The following is a 20,489-nucleotide window of genomic DNA, read 5'->3' as shown; positions in this document are numbered from 1 at the left end:
GCCCGCCTTTCATGAACGCCATTTCGCTCTACGCCAAGCCCTCCGCCGATTTCGAAGCCAAGCTCGCCGAGAGCGTGGCCTTGCTGCGCGGTGCGGCGACCGAGTTCACGCCGATCACGCAGGCATCCAGCCTGGGCGCCGAGGACATGGTCGTGACGGACATCCTGCATCGCTTCCAGGTGCCAAGCGGCATCTTCGTGCTCGAGACCGGCAAGCTGCACGCTGAAACGCTGGGCCTGCTCGAAGCGCTCCAAAAGCACTATGGCCGCGAGGTCGATGTCTATCGCCCGGTCGAGGAAGCGGCCACCGGCTTCGTTGCCGAAAACGGCGAGGAAGCGATGTACCGCAGCCTGGAATTGCGCAAGGCCTGTTGCCACATCCGCAAGATGGAGCCGCTGGATCGCGCATTGGCCGGCAAGCGCGCGTGGATCACCGGCCTGCGCCGCGAGCAATCCGGCGCGCGTGCCGAAGTCGAATTCATCGAGCAGCAGCCCGAGCGTGTCAAGGTCAACCCGCTGGCGCGCTGGACCTGGGGCGACGTCTGGCACTACATCGCCACCTACGGCGTGCCCTACAACACGCTGCACGACCAGTTCTACCCGAGCATCGGCTGCGCGCCGTGCACTCGCGCCGTGACGTTGGGCGAAGACTTCCGCTCCGGCCGCTGGTGGTGGGAGCAGGAAAGCGCCAAGGAATGCGGCCTGCACGTGACCGCCGACGGCAGCCATGAGGCTGAGGAGCCAGCGGCTTTCGAACCGCTGTCCGCCGTTTCGCCATTGCCCAACCGCGCCATCCCTATCCGTGTCATCCCGAACTGAACCCCGCTTCATGAACGCCCGCACCGAACACGACCTGCTGCTGCAAACCTCGCAGTCGCTCGCGCGCCTGTCCAACACGCAACTCGACGCACTGGAAGAAGAAACCATCTTCATCCTGCGCGAAGTCGCAGCCTCCTTCGAACGGCCGACGCTGCTGTTTTCGGGCGGCAAGGATTCACTGGTGCTGCTCAAGTGCGCGGAAAAGGCTTTCGGCGTCGGCCGCATTCCCTATCCGCTGCTGATGATCGACACCGGCCACAACTTCCCCGAAGTGACCGACTTCCGTGATGCACGCGCCAAGGAACTGGGTGCGGAACTGATCGTGCGCAACGTCGAGGATTCGATGAAGCGCGGCACCGTGCGCCTCGCTCATCCGGACGAATCGCGCAACGTGCATCAGTCGGTCACGCTGCTCGAAGCCATCGAGGAGTTCCGCTTCGACGCGCTGATCGGCGGTGCCCGCCGCGACGAAGAAAAGGCGCGCGCCAAGGAACGCATCTTTTCGCACCGCGACAGTTTCGGCCAATGGCAGCCGAAGGACCAGCGCCCGGAGCTGTGGACGCTGTTCAACACGCGCCTCGCGCACGGCGAACACTTCCGCGTGTTCCCGATCTCGAACTGGACCGAGCTTGACGTGTGGCAGTACATCGAGCGCGAAAACATCGCCCTGCCCTCGATCTACTACACGCACAAGCGCGAAGTGGTCGAGCGCCGCGGGCTGCTGGTGCCGGTGACCCCACTCACCCCGCCGCGCGACGGCGAACAAGTGGAAGTGCGCGACGTGCGTTTCCGCACCGTGGGCGACATCACCTGCACCTGCCCCGTTGACAGCCTCGCCGCCGACGCCGCCGATGTGGTGATCGAAACGCTGGCGGCCGACGTGAGCGAACGCGGCGCCACCCGCATGGACGACAAGACGTCCGAAGCGTCGATGGAAAAGCGCAAGAAAGACGGATATTTTTGACTCGCCCCCAGGTTGGCTCACTTCGTGTAGCCGCCCACCCCCTGCCGGGGGCAACACCGGCGGCCCGGCGGAGCCGGTTCCGCGGTGTTTCTGGAATGAAGGCCGATGCGCCGTTGATGAATTGAAATGAACATGACTACTTCGATTGCTGCTTCCTCTGGAACCCATGCCGCCGAGACTGGCGCGGCGCTGCGCTTCATCACCTGCGGAAGCGTGGATGACGGCAAGAGCACGCTGATCGGACGGTTGCTGGTCGACAGCAAGACGGTGCTGCAAGATCAGTTGGCCGGGGTTCAGCGCGGCGGCGAGACAGACCTGGCGCTGTTGACCGACGGTCTCTCGGCCGAGCGTGAACAGGGCATCACGATCGATGTGGCCTATCGCTATTTCTCGACGGCGCAGCGCAAGTTCGTCATCGGTGACGCGCCCGGACATGAGCAGTACACGCGCAACATGGTCACCGCGGCATCGAGCGCGGACGCGGCTGTAGTGCTGGTCGATGCGACCAAGCTGGCCTGGGCTGCCGAATGCGGCGATGGCGAAGTGGTGAAGCGCGAGCTTCTGCCGCAGACGCGCCGCCATACGCTGCTTTGCCATCTGCTGCGCGTGCAGTCGATCGTGTTCGCGGTCAACAAACTCGATGCCATCGACGACGCCGAGTTGGCCTTCGAGCGCATCTCGGCCGCGCTGTCGAACTTTGCGGAAGCCGCTGGCGTGCAAGTCGCCGCCACTGTGCCGATCTCGGCGCTCAAGGGCTGGAACGTGGCTTCGCGCCATGCCGATTGGGCGGGCTACGAAGGCCCGAGCCTGCTCGAATTGCTGGAGAAGCTGCCGGTTACGGCGCAGGATGAATCCGTTCCCTTCGCCTTCCCGGTGCAATGGGTCGAGAAGTTCTCGGCGTCGGCGGACACCTCGCGCGGTCGCCGCGTGTTCTGGGGCCGCGTTGCCAGCGGCCATGTCGAGCCGGGCCAGCGGATCACCGTCCTGCCAAGCAACCAGAGCGCTACCGTTGCGCAAGTGCTGAGCCACACGCGCCAGCCGAAGACGGTGCACGCGGGTCACAGCGCCGGCATCGTGCTGGACCGCGAACTCGACGTCTCGCGCGGCGACTGGCTGCTGGAACCCGGCGCCTTCGAACCGACGCGCGAGATCACGGCCACCATTGCCTGGCTCGACGACGAACCGCTCGTGGCGGGCCGCGTCTACTGGGCGCTCCAGGGCCATCGCTGGGTCAAGGCGAAGGTCGCGCGCATCGTGGATCGCGTCAACATCACGACGCTGGATTCCGAGCCGACCGACCATCTTGAAGCCAACGCGATCGGCGACGTGGTGCTCAGCCTGCAGCAGCCGCTGGCGGTGCTGCCCTTCACGCAATCGCGTGCGCTCGGCTCGCTGATCCTGGTCGATACCGCGTCGCACCGGACCTCCGCGGCGGTACTCGTGCGCCCTGCCCCCACAAAGGCCTAAAATTCCCGGTTTTTCCGCTTACCTTCCCGCTTTGCAACAACCATGACCCACGTCGTCTCCGAATCCTGCATCCGCTGCAAATACACCGATTGCGTTGACGTGTGTCCGGTCGATTGCTTCCGTGAAGGGCCGAACATGCTGGTGATCGACCCCGACGAGTGCATCGATTGCGCGGTCTGCATCCCCGAATGCCCGGTCAATGCGATCTATGCCGAGGAAGATCTCCCCGGCGACCAGCTCGCCTTCATCAAGCTCAATGCCGAGCTGGCCCTGGCCGATGGCTGGAAAAGCATCACCAAGCGCAAACCTGCCCTGCCTGACGCCGAAGAGTGGAAAGACAAGACCGGCAAGATCTCGGAGCTGGTGCGCTGAGCACTCAACAAGCCCCCATCGAAACAGACGCGCTGATCATCGGCGCCGGCCCGGTCGGGCTGTTCCAGGCCTTCCAACTCGGCCTGCTCGAAATCTCCTGCCACATCGTCGACGCACTGCCCCGAGCCGGCGGCCAGTGCGTCGAGCTCTATGGCGACAAGCCGATCTACGACATTCCGGGCACGCCGGTCACCACCGGGCGGGGCCTTTCGGAGTCGCTGTTGCAGCAGATCGCACCTTTCAAGCCGCAATTCCATTTTGGCGAGCAGGTTTCGACCCTCGCGCGTCAGGATGACGGTCGGTTTCTGCTGACCACGTCCCGACATACGGCATTTCTCGCCAGGACGGTCTTCATTGCCGCCGGCGTCGGCGCCTTCGTGCCCAAACGCATCGCCGTCGAAGGCATCGAACAGCTGGAAGGCACGAGGCTTTTCTACCACCCCGATGATTTCGACCGCTTTACCGGCCAGACCGTGGTGGTCAACGGCGGCGACGGTGCCGCGCTCGAGGCCGCGCTGGCGCTCACGTCGATCGCCAGGCAGGTCACGCTGCTTCATCGGCGAGACGTGTTCCAGGGCGAAGATGCCACCGTCGCGGCCTTGCGTGAACGCGTCGCGGCAGGTGCGATACGCCTCGCCATCGGCCAGCCTTCCGCGTTCGACGATGCCGGCCTGCGGATCATCACGCCGGACGCGCAGGCTCAATCCCTCCCTTTCGATGCCCTCATCGGCTGCCTCGGCATCTCGCCACGCCTCGGCGCCATCGCGGACTGGGGCCTGGAACTGGTTCGCAAGCAGTTGCCTGTCGACACCGAAAAGTACGAAACGCGCGAACGAGGCATCTTTGCGGTTGGCGACATCAACACCTATCCGGGCAAGAAGAAGCTGATCGTGTGCGGCTTTCACGAAGCGACGCTGGCTGCCTGGGGCGCGACGGCCATCGTCTTCCCGGACAAGTCGATCCCGCTGCAATACACGACGACCAGCACGCGGTTGCACACGCTGCTCGGCGTCAAGCATTGAACGGAGCCTGGTCCGTACAGCTACCATGCCCGGCATGCAGGAGTTGAACGTCGCGCTTTTTCACTGGCTGGCGGCCGGCAACACGCCTCATCCGCAGATCCTGTGGATTGCATCGCTGCTGGCCACCGGCACGGTCTGGTTGTGTGTGGCCCTGATCGCCTGGGCCGCGTGGCGGCAACCGTCGCAGTGGAAATACCTCGTTGCAACTCTGGTTGCGGCCCTCGCGGCCTCGATGCTGGCGCATGCCGTGGCCAGCGCCATCAACATGCCCCGGCCTTTCATTGCGGGCTTGAGCCCGGCCTACATCGAGCACGGCGCCCGTGGCTCGATGCCGAGTACGCATGCGACGGTCATGTTTACTGTCGGGTTGATCCTCTGTCTGCGGCCGGGACTGCGCATCGTAGGGCTTGCCATCCTCCTGATCGGGTTTGTCACGGGCTGGGCGCGCATTTATGTGGGTGTGCATTTTCCGTTGGACATCCTCGGGGGATTCGTTTTGGCCATGGCGATCGCCGCGGTGTTCTGGGCGCTGGTGAAGCTGTCCCATCGTTTCACCGATCCGTCACACAGTTCTACAATCCGACCTGCTTCGCCAGATTGAAGCAACGCTAGGGGTGCCGGTTCGCCGTTTCGGTGTGCCGGCTGAGAGAGTCCCTTTGAACCTGACTGAGGTAATCCTCGCGCAGGGAAGCTGGTCCGGCGGCCGCCACGTTTTCTCGCGTGACGGTCTTGCCGCCGTGGCCTCGCCCACCTGCCAAACAATTTGCATTGGAGCAAATGGATGGCAAACACAAGCAACGAGCAGACGCCGGCTGGCGCCAATGAGGCGCTGACGCCGCTGCGCGAATCCGGACGCGTCTTCCGGTGGCACGACCATATGGCGCTGTGGTTCAGCCTCGGCGTCGGTCTGCTGGTCATGCAGATCGGGGCCTACCTGGTGCCTGCGGTCGGCACGAAGGATGCGGCCATCGCGATCGTGCTGGGCTCTTGCATTGGCGCGGGACTGCTGGCATGGACCGCACGCGTCGGCTGCGAAAGCGGGCTCGCCAGCGCGGGCCTGATGCACGCGACCTACGGCAGCGCGTTTGCCCGCCTGCCCGTCGTGTTGAACATCGTGCAGCTGATCGGTTGGACCACCTTCGAAGTCGTGATCATGCGTGAAGGCACGCAAGCCATCGGCAGGCAGGCGTTCGGCTGGTCGCTCGACGGCCAGTTCGGCTCTGTGGTCACGACGCTGGTCTGGGGCGCCGTGCTGCTGGCACTGCTGTCGGGTTCGATGGTCAAGCTCGTGCGGCGCTTCGTGAGTCGCTTCGGGTTGCCGCTGGTCGTGCTGTCGCTGGTGTGGCTGAGCTGGCAGTTCGCCACGCGCATTCATGCGAAGGGACTGGAATCGTTCTGGACGCGTCCGGGTGACGGCAGCATGAGCATGTTCGGCGCGCTCGACCTCGTCATTGCCATGCCGGTCTCGTGGCTCCCGCTGGTGGCCGACTATGCGCGTCACGGCAAGCGCAGCACGGGCGGCCTGGGCGGCGCATTCGGCGGCACCTGGTTCGGCTACGCGGTCGCCAACATCTGGTGCTATGCGCTGGGCGTGATGGTCGTGAGCGTGGCAGAGCCCGGCACGGACATGCTCGCCGCATTGCTGCTGGCGCAGGGCGGGCTGGTTGCGCTGGGCCTGATCCTGGTCGACGAGCTCGACAACGCCTATGGCGACGTCTACTCGGGCTCCGTCTCGGCCCACAGCCTGATGCCGCGCTGGAGCATTCGTCGCTGGGGATTGCTGCTCGCCGCAGTCTGCATCGCCTTCGCCCTGGTCTTGCCAATGCACTCGCTCGAACCGTTCCTGTTGCTGCTGAGCTCGGTGTTCGTGCCGCTCTACGGCGTGATTCTCGGGCGGCTCGGCATGGGCACGGTCTTGGAGTCAGTGGGAACGCGACGCGTGGACTGGGCCGCAGCCGCGATCTGGATCGCCGGCATCGTGGTCTATCACGCCTGCGCCGCCTGGGCGCCGCAATGGGGATCTGCGCTGCCGACCTTGGCGATCACTTTCGTGCTTGCGTGGATCACGCGGCCCGCGCCGGAAGGCGGAACGTCGGCACTGGCGCAAAGCCGTGGTTGAGCGGTCCATGACCAGCGCCGACCTGGACGTCTGCACCGGCCGCCATGGCGGCGACAACATACTCGCGCGCGCGCTCGACAGCCTGCGGCAGCGCATAGCCGAGCGCCAGGTGCGACGCGATGGCCGAAGACAGTGTGCAGCCCGTGCCATGAAGATTGCGGCTGACGATGCGCGTCGAGGCGAGGCGCAACCGGTCGCCGTTGGCCTGCGCCAGCAGATCGACCACATCGACGCCCGGGAGATGCCCGCCCTTCAGCAGGACGGCACTCGTTCCGAGCGCCAACAGTTCGCTCGCCGCATCGTCCAGCGCATCGACGCCGTCGATCGGATGGCCGATCAGCAGCGCTGCTTCGTCGAGATTGGGCGTCACCACCACTGCACGCGGGAAGAGTTCGCGGACCAGTATCTGGACTGTTTCAGCCGCGATCAATCGGTCTCCGCTGGTGGCTACCATCACCGGATCAAGCACGACGTTGGGCAGCTTGTAGTGATCGATGGCCCATGCCACGACTTCGACGATCTCGGGCGCATGCAGCATGCCGAGCTTGACTGCATCGACGCCGATGTCCTCGACCACCGCCTGGATCTGCGCTTTCAGGAAGGCCGGCGGCACGCCATGGATGCCCGAAACGCCGAGCGTGTTCTGCGCGGTCAACGCGGTGATGGCCGTCATGCCGTAGCAACCCAGCGCCGAGAAAGTCTTGAGATCGGCCTGGATGCCTGCGCCGCCACCGCTGTCGGAGCCAGCGATCGAAAGCACACGCGCATAGCGGGAAAATGCATTGGTCATGTCGAAAATTATCGGCCACACCATCAACGACTGCGCCGGAGGGGCCGTGAAAGCTGACATGGGTCTTCGCGCCGATCTTCCGTTTCGGTCCGTCGCCATCCTGGGAGCCGGCCTCATGGGGCGCCTGCTCGCAGTGACGCTGGCGCATGCGGGCTGCAAGGTCGATTTGTTCGATGCAGGCGGCCCGGAGGCCGATGGCGCGGCCGCCCGCGTCGCCGCCGCCATGCTGGCGCCGTTGGCCGAATCGGCGGTAGCGCCACCCTCGGTGGTCCGAATGGGGCACTACGGACTCGAACGGTGGCCGGAACTGATCGCATCACTCAACGCCCCCGTCTTCTTCCAACGCGAAGGCACGCTGGTGCTTTGGCATCGACAGGATGGAGCCGAGGCTGCACGGCTGGCGCGTGTGCTCGCAGGCACCAGGAAAGCAGTGCCCGAATTGCCCGCCATGCAGACGCTCGACGACGAACGCATCGCGGCGCTGGAGCCTTCGTTGGCGCGGCGATTCTCACAGGGCCTGCTGTTGCCAGGCGAAGGCCAGCTCGACAATCGCGCGTTGCTCACTGCACTGCTCGCCACGCTGCAAGCGCTGCCCCAAGTTCGCCTGCACTGGCATGCATCGCGCACGCTCGACGACTTTGCGCCCGGGGCGTCGGGCCAGCCCGGACGCGTGATCGACTGCCGCGGGCTTGGGGCACGTCCCCAGTGGACCGCACTGCGCGGCGTGCGTGGCGAAGTCATCCGCGTGCATGCGCCCGATGTCACGCTCCAACGTCCGACGCGCCTCGTGCATCCGCGCTACCCGCTCTACATTGCGCCCAAGCCCGGCAGCGTGTTCGTGATCGGCGCGACGGAGATCGAGTCCGACGACATGTCGCCCGCCAGCGTGCGCTCGACGCTCGAATTGCTGAGCGCAGCCTATTCGGTGCATAGCGGCTTCGCGGAGGCACGCATCATCGAGATAGCGACGCAATGCCGCCCCACCCTTCCCGACAATCTACCTGCCGTGCGACAGCCGCGACCCGGCGTGATGCAGATCAACGGCCTCTACAGGCACGGGTTCATGATCGCACCCGCCATACTCGACGTCGCCATGGAACTGCTTGCCACCGGCCACTCATTGCTTGCCGGCCGATTCGACCTGCCCTCCGGCCTGGAAGAGGCAATCTCATGAACATCCTGATCAACGACGTTCCTCACACGCTGCCGCCGGAATCGAAACTCGCCGACGCGCTGCACCTCATCAACGCCACGCCGCCTTTCGCTGCAGCGGTGAATCGTCAGTTCGTGCCGCGTTCGAACTACGCGTTGCACACGCTGCAGGCAGAAGACCGCATCGAAGTGATCCGTCCCGTGACGGGCGGCTGAGAACACCTATGACCACATCTTCCCCCGCCAACGACCCGCTGGTCCTCTACGGCCAGAGCTTCCAGAGCCGCCTGCTGCTTGGCACGGCGCGCTATCCGTCGCCCGACGTCCTCGAAGCGGCAGTCCGCAGGGCCCGGCCTGCGATGCTGACGGCCTCGCTGCGCCGACAGACCGCGACACCGGGCGCATCCGGCAGCGACAACGGTTTCTGGGAACTCCTGCGCCGCCTCGACGTGCCGGTGCTGCCCAATACTGCGGGCTGCCACAGCGTGCAGGAAGTGATCGCCACGGCCCAGATGGCACGCGAGCTTTTCGACACGCCCTGGATCAAGCTCGAGCTGATCGGTGACGATTACACGCTCCAGCCTGACACGCTGAATCTCGTCGAAGCCGCATCGCAGTTGATTCGCGACGGCTTCCAGGTCTTGCCCTACTGCACCGAAGACCTCGTGCTATGCCAAAGGCTTGTCGATGTGGGTTGTCAGGCCGTCATGCCCTGGGCCGCACCGATCGGCACCGGCCGCGGGCCCGTCAATCCGTATGCACTCCAGATGCTGCGTGAGCGCTTGACGGTGCCAATGCTCGTCGATGCCGGCCTCGGCTTGCCATCGCACGCGTGCCAGGTCATGGAGTGGGGTTACGACGGCGTCTTGCTGAACACCGCCGTCGCGCTTGCGCAAGACCCGGTCGCCATGGCCGGCGCGTTTGCGGACGCCGTACAGGCCGGTCGAAATGCGCATCGTGCCGGCGCCATGACAGCGCAGGACTCCGCGCAACCGAGCACGCCCGTGCTGGGAACGCCGTTCTGGCATCACGCGTCCACGCAATGAACGTCATGACTGCATTCAACGACCCGAACGACATTGCACGAGCCATCGTCGCGGCGCACGCCGGACGTTTCGGCGAAACCACCAACGCGTCAAGTACTTTCTCTTCGAAGGGAACCGTCTATCAAGGCGCCAAGCAAGCGTGCAGCGCGCTCGGTTTCATCGAGGTCGATGCCGAATGCCTCGCAAGTGCCTGGGATGCACAAACGAAACGCACCGGCACATTCGATGCTCGTGCGTGGCCCGACAACCCGGTCGACTTCGGCATGCGGAGCTTTCCGCCCACCGCCCGCGACGACGCGTTCCCCCGGTGCCCGGAGAAGCTCGGCCTCTATGCTGTCCTGCCTGATTCGCAATGGGTAGGCCGTATGGCCCGCGCTGGCGTTCCGACGGTCCAATTGCGCTTCAAATCCAAAGACACAAAAGCCATCACACAAGAAGTGCATGCTGCCGTGGAGGCAGTGCGTGGCACGGATAGCCTGCTCTTCATCAACGATCACTGGCGTGCGGCCATCGAGGCCGGAGCCTATGGCCTCCATCTCGGCCAGGAAGACCTCGACGCACTGACACCGCAGGATCTGAAGTTGATTCGATCCTCAGGTCTTCGCCTTGGTGTCAGCACGCACGGCTATGCAGAGATGGTGCGCGCAGATGCCGTCAGCCCAAGCTACATCGCGATGGGTGCGGTGTATCCGACCACGTTGAAGCAGATGGCCACGGCGCCACAAGGCGTCTCGCGACTCGGCGCCTATGCACGACTGCTGCGCGGCTACCCGCAAGTCGGCATCGGAGGCGTCGATGCGACACGCATGCCCGAAGTGCTGGCGACCGGCGTCGGGTCGGTGGCAGTGGTGCGCGCACTCGTGGCGCACCCGGATCCCGAGGCCGCGGCAGTCCGACTGATGGCCATCATCGAAGCTGCATCAAACCAGTGATGAAAAATTTGCAGGTTTTGACACCGCGTCAGGAAAGCCAAAAAAACGACGCTATAATTTGAGGCTTGTTCCTCGATAGCTCAGTCGGTAGAGCGCCGGACTGTTAATCCGTAGGTCCCTGGTTCGAGCCCAGGTCGAGGAGCCACTACAAGCCGCAAGGCCTCTGGAAAGCCCGCTATCTTTCAGGTAGCGGGCTTTTTCTTTTGTGGCGCGTTTTTCGACACGGACAGAACGGTCGCAGTCGAAGCCACCCCATTCAATCAGGCGTGAGCCTACTTCTTCTCCGCCACGAGATTCCGCAGATCCTCTTCGGCACGATCGAGGTCAATCCTCAGTTGCAGGACGACATTTTTTTGCCGCATGACACGCGCCTCGTGACTGTCCTTCGAAGCAATCTCATCGCAGTGGCTTCGCAAGGCATCCAGCGATTCCTGGAGTTGGCGCCGACGCAACATCTGCCCTCTGGAACGTGCCGCGCGCATATCTTTTTCGAGCGCGGCTTGTTGCGCATAGCAATCGGCCTCGGTCTTCTTGGAGGGCTCGGATTGCGCGTTGGCTTGCGCTGAAAACAGCACTCCAATCGCCAGGGCGCTAATACAAAGGTGCAAGTTCATGAGGTCGAATCGAATCAAGGGTCGCGACATCTTGCACCAAGTCCGTCTGCCAAGAAAGTTGCAGACGGACCGCGCGCTCGATCAAGCAGGCAAGCCGCCTCCAGTCGACATGCCGCGACGGTAAGGCTGAGGCGTGACGTAGGCTCCCAGGAAGCCAAGAACACGATCGGAAGTGACGCGCCCCATCCCTCGGAACGAGGCCACGTCCCCTCGAGAAGCCACGCCTCGCAATGCGCCGAGCGTATGAATACCGCAAGCGCTCAGCGAATCCACCGATGTGCCGAGCCAGGGTCGCAACTCGTGAATCGGCGTCTCTGATGCCGTGGGTACGGGGAGTTCCTTCGTCGTGACCAGACCATGGCGCCAGAGCTCGATCGCAGGGGCCGAACTGGCGAAAGGACGATCCGTCGCCATCAAGAGGTCGTAGATCTCCCGTGCCTCCCGTTTCCCGAAGTTCTCGCACAACAAGGGAAGAGTGAGCCGGCGCACCTGACCCACTGTTTCGAGGCCATTCGCCAGAGCCCGACTCAAGGTGGAAGATCTCAGCCCAAGCGCCGACACGAGCGCTGAGTCCGCGAGACCGCGCAGCGCAATCGCGCGAGCCTCGGACGGCAACGCAAGCACCGCCTTGCTTTGCTCATGCGCCCGCTCTTCGATGTTCGGGTTCGGAAGAAAGTCGAGCCCCACACGCTCCAACATCTCGCGGAGTCGGCCAACGGTCTTAGCGCCGATGGCCTCTTCTTTCAAAAGCTCCTGCTCGCTGATCGCTGACAGATCTTCGATGCAGAAGATGCTGAGTTCCCTCAGCGCTTCCCGCGCACTTGCACGCACCGCAATTTCATCGATCGGCGTGTCGGGCTTCAACTGCCCTGGGGCATCTAACCGCTGAGGTCCCTTCGGCCGCCAATTGAATGAGGGAAAGATGAACGGTGATCCCCACGGGATCATGTGCTCGCGAAGCGCGACTGCGTGCTGGCGCTTCGCTTCGACAATGGCCGCCCGCAGGGCGCCAAGACATGCCAACAATTCTTCATCAGGCAACTGTGCCAAGTCGTCAACGGATCGAATGGTTCGAGGGGACATACCTGAGATCTCTTCAAAATCACGCGCCACATGCGCCGTCAGGGGCAGGAGGCGCGACAACCCTCGGTCGCGGGGAAGCGGGAGCGAGCGCCACTTGGCGGCGATTCGCTCCAGGACGAAGAAGTCGCAACGGCCCTTCTCTTGCGTTTCGCAGTCCCACTTGGAATCCTGCGCTTCACGATCGATCGGGGTACCTTCAACAGGCGGACCTTGCGTACTTCGCCATGCCCGTGCAATTCGTACAGAGCTTCCAACTGCATGCTTTCCTTTCACCAGCGTGCCGTGTGGACGGCGACAAGCAAAGTATTGGGAGGCGGCGAGTCGTTGTCCATGACGCGCGCGGATGAAAGCTATGCGCCAATTGAATTTGAGTGCTGGTCGCGCACTCGGCCTGAGCCTCAAGAGCCGTGCGGTGCGGGCTCGATGCTTTGCACGACTTGGTCACGAAACCACGTATGCGCAGCGTGGCGATGCGTGCGGTCGTGCCATGACAGATAGATGTCAAGTGCAGGCACTTGCACCGGCAGCGCGACCTCGGCAAGACCCAAGTGATCGCGGAAACGATTCAGCAACAATGAAGGCAGAAGCGCAACCATGTCGGAGTTTGCGAGGAGAAAAGGTGCGGTTAGGTAGTTCGGCGTCACGAACCGGCGGTTGCGTCGGTGGCCCTGGGCGGCGAGCGCCTGATCGACGGATTCGCCAAAACAGTTCACCGTATTGGGCATGATCACCAGGTGCTCGAGTGACGCAAACTCGTGGACCCCGATCGTCCGGCCGACGGCCTCGTGGTCCTTGCGTGCAGCACAGACGACATGATCGCGAAACAACAACCGGTGACGTAAGTCACGAAGACTTGCAGGCAGGATCCCGGCCGCAAAATCCACTTCGCCAGCCTCGAGCACCTTGCTGAAGTGGGAAGGATGTACCGGATGGCGTGTCGACACGCTAATTCGGGGGAAGGCCGTTCCAAGCCGTTTCTGCAGACCCTCCATGAACACGCATTCCAGATAATCCGTGACGACCATCCGGAATTCATATTGAGTGGACTTGGGATCGAAGGCCACCGCGTCGCCGAGCAGTCCATCCATCTCCTGAAGGATTCGATCGGCAAAGTCGCGTAGCTGAAGTGCCTTGGCCGTCGGAATGAGCCCGCCTCCACCTCTGACAAGGATCGGGTCTGCAGTGACCGCGCGCAACTGGCTCATTGCGCGGCTCATTGCGGGTTGGCTGATCGAAAGCGCATCCGCTGCACGCGAGACATGCGAGTGATCGATCAGCGCTACAAGGCACTTCAATAGATAGAAGTTCAGTTCGCCACTGTCGTTTCGCTTTTGCTGCATGGATGCCGTCGTTTGCCTGCGAGCGGCGAAGTATCGCATTCGCTTTCGGGGATCACGCAGCCATGGATTCCGCGCGCGACACCTCCAAGAGGGTGCACGGCGGATAGGCAAGCCGATCCGCTCAAGACTTGATGCCGAGCTTGAGCAAATCGATGTCGGCGAGTTTGCCCGGAATGGTCACGAGCCGAAGCGCCTCCGCCTCGGCGATGGGCCCGTTGTTTGCCAGAAAGCGAATCTGATAGCTGCCGATCTTGATCTCGTCACCGCTGTTCAATGTGCTCACTTCACGCCGCTCGCCGTTGACATAGGTTCCGTTGTGACTTTGGAGGTCGCGGATCGTCATTGCGTCGCCGACCGTCTCGAACACGGCATGGGACCTGCTCACCAATTGATTGTCCAGAACCAGATCGCAGGTATCCGCGCGACCGATGACAAATGGCGTCCCCAGGATGTTGACCTGCTTGGCCGATCCATTCTTCTGCAACACGATAAGTCTTGGCATCCTTCAATTCCTTGGTGCGAAGAGATTCCCGATTGGCACCGGGTCGCACAGCAATAACGCTCGACTACAACACCGGGTGACCGGTTGTAAACATACACGAGTCGGGACCGTTGGATGATGACGAATCTTCCGATGAATTTTCCTCCGTCAGGTCGGCGGCGACGCTCTCCCCGATGCCCACTGGATTCATCGGCTTGCCAAACGGCGCGAGCCCCTGCAGCACACGAAGGGCGGATGCGCCCTGAATGAGGGCCTCCGAATAGTCCGGCAGCCCCTGCGTGGAGGAGTCGATGGGCCGGTATCCCAGGCATTCCTCGGACTCGGCCTGCACCGGCTCCATCAGCACCCAGTGAAATTCATTGGGCTCCAACTCCAGAACGGTGAGTGCAATATCGCGAAGTGCCATAGGGAAATCTCTTATTCAGCTATTTAAAGAATTGTTACAGCTGCAAGAAATATCCGCAAAGGCACTTTTGCACATCGCGACCCAGGCGCGTCCGCGATCCGGTACTAAGTCTCAAAGACCGGCGTCGCGGACCGCGTCGATCAGCTCAGGCGGACAGGCACGAAGATCTTGTCGCCATCGCGCTGGATGAGCAACGCAACCGACTTGTCCGCCTTGGCCACGACTTCGCGCACCTGCTCGATGTTTTTCGCCGGCGTGCCATTGATGGCCAGCAGCACGTCGCCCGTCTGGACACCGGCCAACGCGGCGGGACCGACGGCGTTCACGATCAGCAGGCCGCCGTCGACCGATGCCTCGCGTTGTTCTTCAGGTTGCAGCGGGCGCAGTGCGAGACCGAGCTTGCCCTGGTTCGCGCCATCGTCGTTCTTCGCGACGGTGGTGGACTTCTCGGCGGCATCACCGAGCTTCGCGGTGATTTCCTCGCGGGAGCCCTGACGCCACACTTCGAGCGTGATCTTGCTCCCTGGCTTCTTCTGGCCGATCACGGCCGGAAGATCACCCGAAGACACGATCACGTCGCTGTCGACCTTGCGGATGACATCGCCCGAACGCAGTCCGGCCTGGTCCGCAGGACCGCCCTTCTCGACGTTCGATACCAACGCACCCTCAGGCTTGTCGAGCTTGAAGGAATCGGCAAAGGTCTGATTCACTTCTTGCACCGCGACGCCAAGGCGTGCATGGCTGGCCTTGCCGGTGGCGACGATCTGGTCCTTGATCTGGATGGCAACATCGATCGGGATCGCGAACGACACGCCTTGGTAGCCACCGCTGCGGCTGTAGATCTGCGAGTTGATGCCGACCACTTCGCCGTGCGTGTTGATCAGCGGACCGCCGGAATTGCCGGGGTTCACTGCCACGTCGGTCTGAATGAAGGGAACGTAGCCGTCGTCAGGCAGCGAGCGGCCCTTGGCGCTCACGACGCCAGCGGTCACGGTGTTCTCGAAGCCAAACGGGGAACCAATCGCGAGCACCCATTCGCCAACCTTCAGATCCTTGGTCTTGCCCACGGCCAGGGTCGGCAGGTTCTTCGCATCGATCTTGAGAACGGCAACGTCGGTCTTCGGATCGGAGCCCAGCACCTTGGCGCGGAACTCGCGACGATCCGTCAGCTTCACGGTGACTTCCTTGGCGTCCTTCACAACGTGGGCGTTGGTCAGGATCACGCCGTCGGCGCTCACGATGAAGCCCGAGCCCTGGCCACGCACCGGCACTTCGCGCTGCTGCTGCTGTTGACCGCGCGGGCCGGCTTGGCCCTGGAAGCGGCGGAAGAACTCGAACATCGGATCATCCGGGTCCATGCCCTGCATCCCCTGCATGCCTTCCGGGGCAGCCTTGGCCGTGCCCACCACGCTGATATTGACAACTGCGGGACCGGTCTCGGCGGTGATGCTGGAGAAGTCAGGCATCGAAACTTGGGGCGCGGCAGCAAGCGATGCAGCCGTCGGAGTGGAACCCAAAGCGTTCGCGCTGGTGTAGGCGCCGGTGGCCGCCGCGCCGATCACGCCGGCTGCGGCCAGCGAAAGGACAAGCGCCCGGGGGGAGGTCAAACGGTTCTTCATCTGTGATCCTTTCGAGGTTATGGAAATCAACGAAAGGAATGTCGTGCCGCCCGCTTAAGCCCGCCTTAAATTCAGGCGCTTCTGATTGCGCCTCGGCGCCATTCAGCCGGTGGCCGTAAACCGCAACACCACGCGAAGGCCGCCAAGACTCTCGGAACGGTCCAGCGACACTGTGGCGCCATGCAGTTCAGCAATCGACTTCACGATGGCGAGGCCGAGCCCGCTGCCCGGCGCCTGTGGCTCGCCGGAACGATAGAAACGATCAAGCACCCGCTCGCGCTCGTCGGCCGCGATGCCAGGGCCGCTGTCATCGACGCTGAGTTCGACGCCATCGGCGCTCTGGATCACAGCGATGTCTACGCGCCCGCCGTTCGGCGTGTACTTGACGGCGTTGTCGAGCAGGTTTCGCACCAGCATTCGCAACGCCTCGGCTTGTCCGGTGACCTTCGCCGGATCGGATCGCACGACACCGATATCGATGCCTTGCGCCTGCGCTGCGGCGACCGCGTCGGAAATTGCCAGTCGAACCACCTCGGGCAGGCTGACGGATTCGCGCTCAGCGCCCGCTGCGGCGCTGGCCTCGTGGCGCGCGAGGGCCAGCATCTGCTCGACCAGTCTTGCGGCGCGGTCAATGCCCGCAGCCAGGCGGGCAACAGCGAGTTCGCGCGTAGGTTCGTCCGATGCGCGCTGCAATCCCTGCACCTGCAGCTTGAGCGCAGTCAGCGGCGAACGGAGTTCGTGTGCCGCATCGGCCACGAAGTGCTTCTGCGCGTCGAAGGCTTTTTGAACGCGATCGAACAGCAGATTGAGTTCGTGCACGAGTGGCCGGACTTCTTCAGGAAGGTCCTCCTCGCTCAAGGGTGACAAATCATCGGCCTGCCGCGCGGCAACCTGGCCGCGCACGCGCGCCACCGGCGCAAGTGAAAGGCTGACGACCCACCATACGACCAGCATCAGCAACGGCGCGGCGAGTGCGATCGGTCCGACGGTGCGCAATGCAAGGGAGCCGGCCATGCGACGGCGCGCAGCCATATCCTGCGCAACCTGGATGACCAACGGACCGGCTTGCATAGAAAACACGCGATAGGTCGTGCGCCGCGCCTGGACGTTCGAAAACCCGAGCACGGCGCGCTGGGGCAATGCAGCCTGCGCGGCGGATTCGAAGATGCGGATGCCGTCAGCCGTCCAGACCTGGACGATGAATTCGAAGTTGTCTTCGCCGGCGCCGAGACCGCTGAGTCCACCCACCGTCGCGCTGGGCGGCAGTCCCGCACGCAGCGAAAGAGCCATCTGCTGCATGTGGTGATCGAAGATGTCGTCGGCTTCCTGAAGCACCGTCCGGTAGGCCACGAAGGCCTGGATGCCGGCGGCCACCAGGATGGCGGCCAGGAGAAACCACAGGAGACGCGCACGAAGTGATTTCATGCGCTCGTCATTCCTTTGGCACCATGTAGCCGACGCCGCGCACGTTTCGGATCAGATCGGCGCCGAGCTTCTTGCGCAATCCATGCACGTAGACCTCCACGGCATTGCTGCTGATCTCGTCCTTCCAGCTGTACAGCTTCTCTTCGAGCTGAGCGCGGGAGAGCACCATGCCGGGGCGCGCGAGCAAGGGCTCCAGGACTGCCCATTCGCGTGCAGAAAGCGTCACCGCCTGGCCGGCCACGGTGACCTCGCGTGTTGCCGGGTTGACGGTCACGCCCATGTGCTCGTAGACCGGCTCCGCCCGGCCGGATGCGCGGCGCAAAAGAGCGCGAATGCGCGCCAGGAGTTCATCGAGGTCGTAAGGCTTCAGGACGTAGTCGTCGGCTCCGGCATCCAGGCCTTCGATCCGCTGCCGAACGGAATCGCGCGCCGTAGCGATCAGAACCGGCATTCGCTGCTTGCGAGCACGCAGTGCGCGCAGCACTTCCAGCCCATCGCGGCGCGGAACGCCGAGATCGAGCAGGACCAGGTCGTATTGCTGGGATCGAAGCGCGTTGTCCGCCGTCTCGCCGTCCTTGACCCAGTCGACGGCGTACTGCTCCGCGCGCAGCAGATCGAGCACGGTCTCGCCGATCATCACGTCGTCTTCAAGCAACAGGAGTCGCATGGTTCATTCGTCCATCTGGGGCTGGTTGGAGATCGTAGCGGTGATCGGGTTCACCGCTCAAAGGACGTTCACAGAAGCGCCCTCACCTCGCGCGCCGCCTCGAACAGAAGCGGCAGCATGTCGCGCCGCAATGCGTCTTCCTTGTGATTCCCACCTGACAGCACGACGTTGAGTGCCGCCACGGTGTGACCCTGCATGTCGCGCAACGGCACCGCCAGGGCCTGCACACCGAGTTCATGCTCCTCGCTGGCGAAGCAAAAATCGTCCTTTCGAGCCTGCGCGATGCGCTGGCGAAGCACGCGCGCCTGAGTGATGGTGTGCGGTGTGAGGCGCGGCAGGCTGCGCCCTTTCAGCCAGTGCGTGAGTTGGCCGGCGCTGAGGGCTGCCAGCAGCACACGGCCGGTCGAAGTGGCATGGGCCGGGAGACGCGCGCCGAGGTGAAGGCCGTAGGCCAGCACGCGCGTCGGTGCCCCATAGCTCCCGCTGCGCGCGACGATGACGACCTCCTCCCCATCGAGCACGACTGCGGAAAACGATTCCTGCGTCTGCGCCGCGAGGCGGTTCAGCGTAGGCTGCAGGGCGCGCGGCAACCTCGAGGAGGCGAGATAGCTGCCCGAGAAGCGCAGTACCTTGGGCGCCATCCAGAAGTAACTGCCGTCGGTTTCGAGATAACCCAGGTGCGCAAGCGTCAGCAGATGCCGCCGTGCCGCTGCCCGCGTCAGCCCGGCCCGCTCCGCGGCCAAGGTTGCGTTGAGCCGCTGGCGCTCGGTGTCGAAGCTTTCGAGCACAGCCATTCCTTTGGCGATGCCTTCGATGAAGTCTGGTTTTGCGATGGTCATGGTTGAAGAGTTGCGCGATCATCGCGCACGTTGCCTCATGATCGCACAGAGGCTGCAATCGCGCCCCCACGAATCGGCATCGCAGACCTACGCTTGCGGGAACGCCACCAGGAGACATAAACATGCGAACCCAAGTCGCCATCATCGGAGCCGGTCCCGCCGGGCTCCTGCTCGGACAGTTGCTGCACAAGGCCGGCATCGACAACATCATCATCGAACGCCAGAAGAGCGAATACGTCCTGGGGCGCATCCGGGCCGGCGTGCTGGAACAGGTCACGATGGACCTTCTTTCCCGGGCCGGTGTCGACGTCCGGGCCAAGGAAGAAGGACTGCCGCACGAGGGTATCGAACTGCTGTTCAAGGGCGCCCGCCACCGCATCGACTTGCACGGCCTGACCGGCGGAAAGCAGGTCACGGTGTACGGCCAGACCGAAGTGACGCGCGACCTGATGGCCGCCAGGGACGCCGAAGGCCTCAAGACCATCTACAGCGCATCGTCGGTCAGCCTGCACGACTTCGACACGCGCACCCCGCGCGTTCGCTACGAGAAGGACGGCGCGACGCACGAGATCGAGTGCGACTTCATCGCCGGATGCGACGGCTACCACGGTGTCAGCCGTGCCAGTGTTCCTGCCCAGTCGCTGCATACGTATGAGAAGGTCTATCCCTTCGGCTGGCTCGGCGTGCTCGCCGACGTACCGCCGGTTTCCCATGAACTGATCTACGCCAACACATCGCGAGGCTTCGCACTTTGCAGTATGCGCAGCGCGACGCGCAGCCGCTATTACGTCCAGGTGCCGACCGAGGAGCGGGTCGAGAACTGGAGCGACGAGGCATTCTGGAATGAACTGCGATCGCGGCTGGACCCGGAAGCGCGCGATCGTCTCGTGACCGGCCCTTCGCTCGAAAAGAGCATCGCGCCGCTGCGCAGCTTCGTGGCCGAGCCGATGCGCTTCGGCAGCCTCTTCCTGGCTGGTGACGCCGCGCACATCGTGCCGCCGACGGGCGCCAAGGGCCTGAACCTGGCGACCGCGGACGTGGGCTACCTCTCACGCGCGTTCGAGATCTTCTACGGCGAAAAATCAGCTTCGGCGCTGGACCGCTACTCCGACCTCTGCCTGCGTCGCGTGTGGAAGGCAGAACGCTTCTCTTGGTGGTTCACGTCATTGATGCACCGATTCCCCGAGAGCGGTGAGTTCGGCCAGAAGATCCAGGAAGCCGAACTCGACTACCTGGTTCATTCACGCGCGGCCTCGACGTCGCTGGCCGAAAACTACGTCGGATTGCCGCTCGAGGATTTCTGACCGCCGGC

At 63.6% G+C, this 20,489-nt stretch carries 22 protein-coding genes, 1 tRNA gene and 1 riboswitch; of the genes, 13 read left to right on the top strand and 10 right to left on the bottom strand.

Annotation, left to right across the window (positions count from 1 at the left end; genetic code table 11):
- Window positions 1-11 precede the first annotated feature (11 nt).
- The 7 genes from AC1DHL_RS09310 to AC1DHL_RS09280 all read left to right on the top strand — a co-directional run bounded on the left by AC1DHL_RS09310 (window position 12) and on the right by AC1DHL_RS09280 (window position 6,762).
- On the top strand, window positions 12-818 hold the full coding sequence (locus AC1DHL_RS09310) for a phosphoadenylyl-sulfate reductase (protein WP_478102508.1): 807 nt from the start codon (window positions 12-14) through the stop codon (window positions 816-818).
- A 10-nt stretch (window positions 819-828) separates the two neighbouring features.
- Window positions 829-1,782 (top strand): sulfate adenylyltransferase subunit CysD, encoded by a 954-nt coding sequence (gene cysD, locus AC1DHL_RS09305; RefSeq protein WP_478102506.1) that lies wholly within the window; start codon window positions 829-831, stop codon window positions 1,780-1,782.
- 126 nt (window positions 1,783-1,908) lie between these two features.
- Complete coding sequence (locus AC1DHL_RS09300; protein ID WP_478161798.1) at window positions 1,909-3,249, top strand: sulfate adenylyltransferase subunit 1; 1,341 nt, start codon at window positions 1,909-1,911, stop codon at window positions 3,247-3,249.
- Window positions 3,250-3,291: 42 nt separating this feature from the next.
- The gene (fdxA, locus tag AC1DHL_RS09295) at window positions 3,292-3,621 is read left to right on the top strand and encodes a ferredoxin FdxA (RefSeq protein ID WP_478102502.1); all 330 of its coding nucleotides are present in this window, start codon (window positions 3,292-3,294) and stop codon (window positions 3,619-3,621) included.
- Complete coding sequence (locus AC1DHL_RS09290) at window positions 3,579-4,643, top strand: NAD(P)/FAD-dependent oxidoreductase (RefSeq protein ID WP_478161797.1); 1,065 nt, start codon at window positions 3,579-3,581, stop codon at window positions 4,641-4,643. Before fdxA ends, AC1DHL_RS09290 begins: the two co-directional genes overlap by 43 nt.
- A gap of 34 nt (window positions 4,644-4,677) precedes the next feature.
- Complete coding sequence (locus AC1DHL_RS09285; protein ID WP_478102498.1) at window positions 4,678-5,244, top strand: phosphatase PAP2 family protein; 567 nt, start codon at window positions 4,678-4,680, stop codon at window positions 5,242-5,244.
- A riboswitch (TPP riboswitch) is annotated at window positions 5,244-5,349 on the top strand. (Overlaps the previous gene by 1 nt.)
- A gap of 75 nt (window positions 5,350-5,424) precedes the next feature.
- Window positions 5,425-6,762 (top strand): purine-cytosine permease family protein, encoded by a 1,338-nt coding sequence (locus AC1DHL_RS09280; RefSeq protein WP_478102497.1) that lies wholly within the window; start codon window positions 5,425-5,427, stop codon window positions 6,760-6,762.
- Here AC1DHL_RS09280 and thiD read toward each other — a convergent pair.
- Window positions 6,707-7,552: a bifunctional hydroxymethylpyrimidine kinase/phosphomethylpyrimidine kinase gene (gene thiD, locus AC1DHL_RS09275; protein WP_478161796.1), complete on the bottom strand. Its 846-nt coding sequence runs from the start codon at window positions 7,550-7,552 to the stop codon at window positions 6,707-6,709. The genes AC1DHL_RS09280 and thiD overlap by 56 nt on opposite strands.
- A gap of 58 nt (window positions 7,553-7,610) precedes the next feature.
- On the opposite strand from thiD, the gene AC1DHL_RS09270 reads away from it, so the two are divergent.
- The 5 genes from AC1DHL_RS09270 (at window position 7,611) to AC1DHL_RS09250 (ending at window position 10,827) form a co-directional block, all read left to right on the top strand.
- Window positions 7,611-8,726: an FAD-dependent oxidoreductase gene (locus AC1DHL_RS09270; RefSeq protein ID WP_478161934.1), complete on the top strand. Its 1,116-nt coding sequence runs from the start codon at window positions 7,611-7,613 to the stop codon at window positions 8,724-8,726.
- Entirely contained in the window at window positions 8,723-8,920 is a 198-nt protein-coding gene (thiS, locus tag AC1DHL_RS09265) for a sulfur carrier protein ThiS (RefSeq protein ID WP_478102493.1), read from the top strand. Before AC1DHL_RS09270 ends, thiS begins: the two co-directional genes overlap by 4 nt.
- 8 nt (window positions 8,921-8,928) lie before the next feature.
- Complete coding sequence (locus AC1DHL_RS09260) at window positions 8,929-9,750, top strand: thiazole synthase (protein WP_478161795.1); 822 nt, start codon at window positions 8,929-8,931, stop codon at window positions 9,748-9,750.
- Window positions 9,751-9,755: 5 nt separating this feature from the next.
- Window positions 9,756-10,682: a thiamine phosphate synthase gene (locus tag AC1DHL_RS09255; protein ID WP_478161794.1), complete on the top strand. Its 927-nt coding sequence runs from the start codon at window positions 9,756-9,758 to the stop codon at window positions 10,680-10,682.
- A 69-nt stretch (window positions 10,683-10,751) separates the two neighbouring features.
- Window positions 10,752-10,827, top strand: a tRNA-Asn gene (locus AC1DHL_RS09250).
- Between the two features lie 127 nt (window positions 10,828-10,954).
- Here AC1DHL_RS09250 and AC1DHL_RS09245 read toward each other — a convergent pair.
- The 9 genes from AC1DHL_RS09245 to AC1DHL_RS09205 form a co-directional block, all read right to left on the bottom strand.
- Window positions 10,955-11,296, bottom strand: a complete 342-nt coding sequence (locus AC1DHL_RS09245) for a DUF1090 family protein (protein ID WP_478161793.1) — start codon at window positions 11,294-11,296, stop codon at window positions 10,955-10,957.
- An 81-nt stretch (window positions 11,297-11,377) separates the two neighbouring features.
- Window positions 11,378-12,379, bottom strand: coding sequence for a helix-hairpin-helix domain-containing protein (locus tag AC1DHL_RS09240; protein WP_478161792.1), 1,002 nt, complete (start codon window positions 12,377-12,379; stop codon window positions 11,378-11,380).
- Window positions 12,380-12,777: 398 nt separating this feature from the next.
- On the bottom strand, window positions 12,778-13,719 hold the full coding sequence (locus AC1DHL_RS09235) for a LysR family transcriptional regulator (RefSeq protein WP_478102485.1): 942 nt from the start codon (window positions 13,717-13,719) through the stop codon (window positions 12,778-12,780).
- 121 nt (window positions 13,720-13,840) lie between these two features.
- Window positions 13,841-14,221, bottom strand: coding sequence for an FHA domain-containing protein (locus AC1DHL_RS09230; protein WP_478102483.1), 381 nt, complete (start codon window positions 14,219-14,221; stop codon window positions 13,841-13,843).
- Between the two features lie 64 nt (window positions 14,222-14,285).
- Complete coding sequence (locus tag AC1DHL_RS09225; protein WP_478102481.1) at window positions 14,286-14,627, bottom strand: hypothetical protein; 342 nt, start codon at window positions 14,625-14,627, stop codon at window positions 14,286-14,288.
- A 140-nt stretch (window positions 14,628-14,767) separates the two neighbouring features.
- Window positions 14,768-16,246 (bottom strand): DegQ family serine endoprotease, encoded by a 1,479-nt coding sequence (locus AC1DHL_RS09220; protein ID WP_478161791.1) that lies wholly within the window; start codon window positions 16,244-16,246, stop codon window positions 14,768-14,770.
- Window positions 16,247-16,348: 102 nt separating this feature from the next.
- On the bottom strand, window positions 16,349-17,671 hold the full coding sequence (locus AC1DHL_RS09215; RefSeq protein ID WP_478102478.1) for an ATP-binding protein: 1,323 nt from the start codon (window positions 17,669-17,671) through the stop codon (window positions 16,349-16,351).
- A gap of 7 nt (window positions 17,672-17,678) precedes the next feature.
- Window positions 17,679-18,338: a response regulator gene (locus AC1DHL_RS09210; RefSeq protein WP_478102476.1), complete on the bottom strand. Its 660-nt coding sequence runs from the start codon at window positions 18,336-18,338 to the stop codon at window positions 17,679-17,681.
- Between the two features lie 68 nt (window positions 18,339-18,406).
- On the bottom strand, window positions 18,407-19,177 hold the full coding sequence (locus AC1DHL_RS09205) for an IclR family transcriptional regulator domain-containing protein (RefSeq protein ID WP_478161790.1): 771 nt from the start codon (window positions 19,175-19,177) through the stop codon (window positions 18,407-18,409).
- A gap of 122 nt (window positions 19,178-19,299) precedes the next feature.
- Between AC1DHL_RS09205 and pobA the strand changes: the two genes are divergently transcribed.
- A complete protein-coding gene (gene pobA / locus AC1DHL_RS09200; protein ID WP_478161789.1) occupies window positions 19,300-20,481 on the top strand; it encodes a 4-hydroxybenzoate 3-monooxygenase in 1,182 nt (393 codons plus the stop codon).
- Window positions 20,482-20,489 lie beyond the last annotated feature (8 nt).

The sequence above is a fragment of the Variovorax sp. 10L426 genome, from assembly GCF_056395305.1.
Note: the sequence above shows the minus strand (reverse complement) of the source record. Positions and strands in the feature narration are given on the sequence as shown.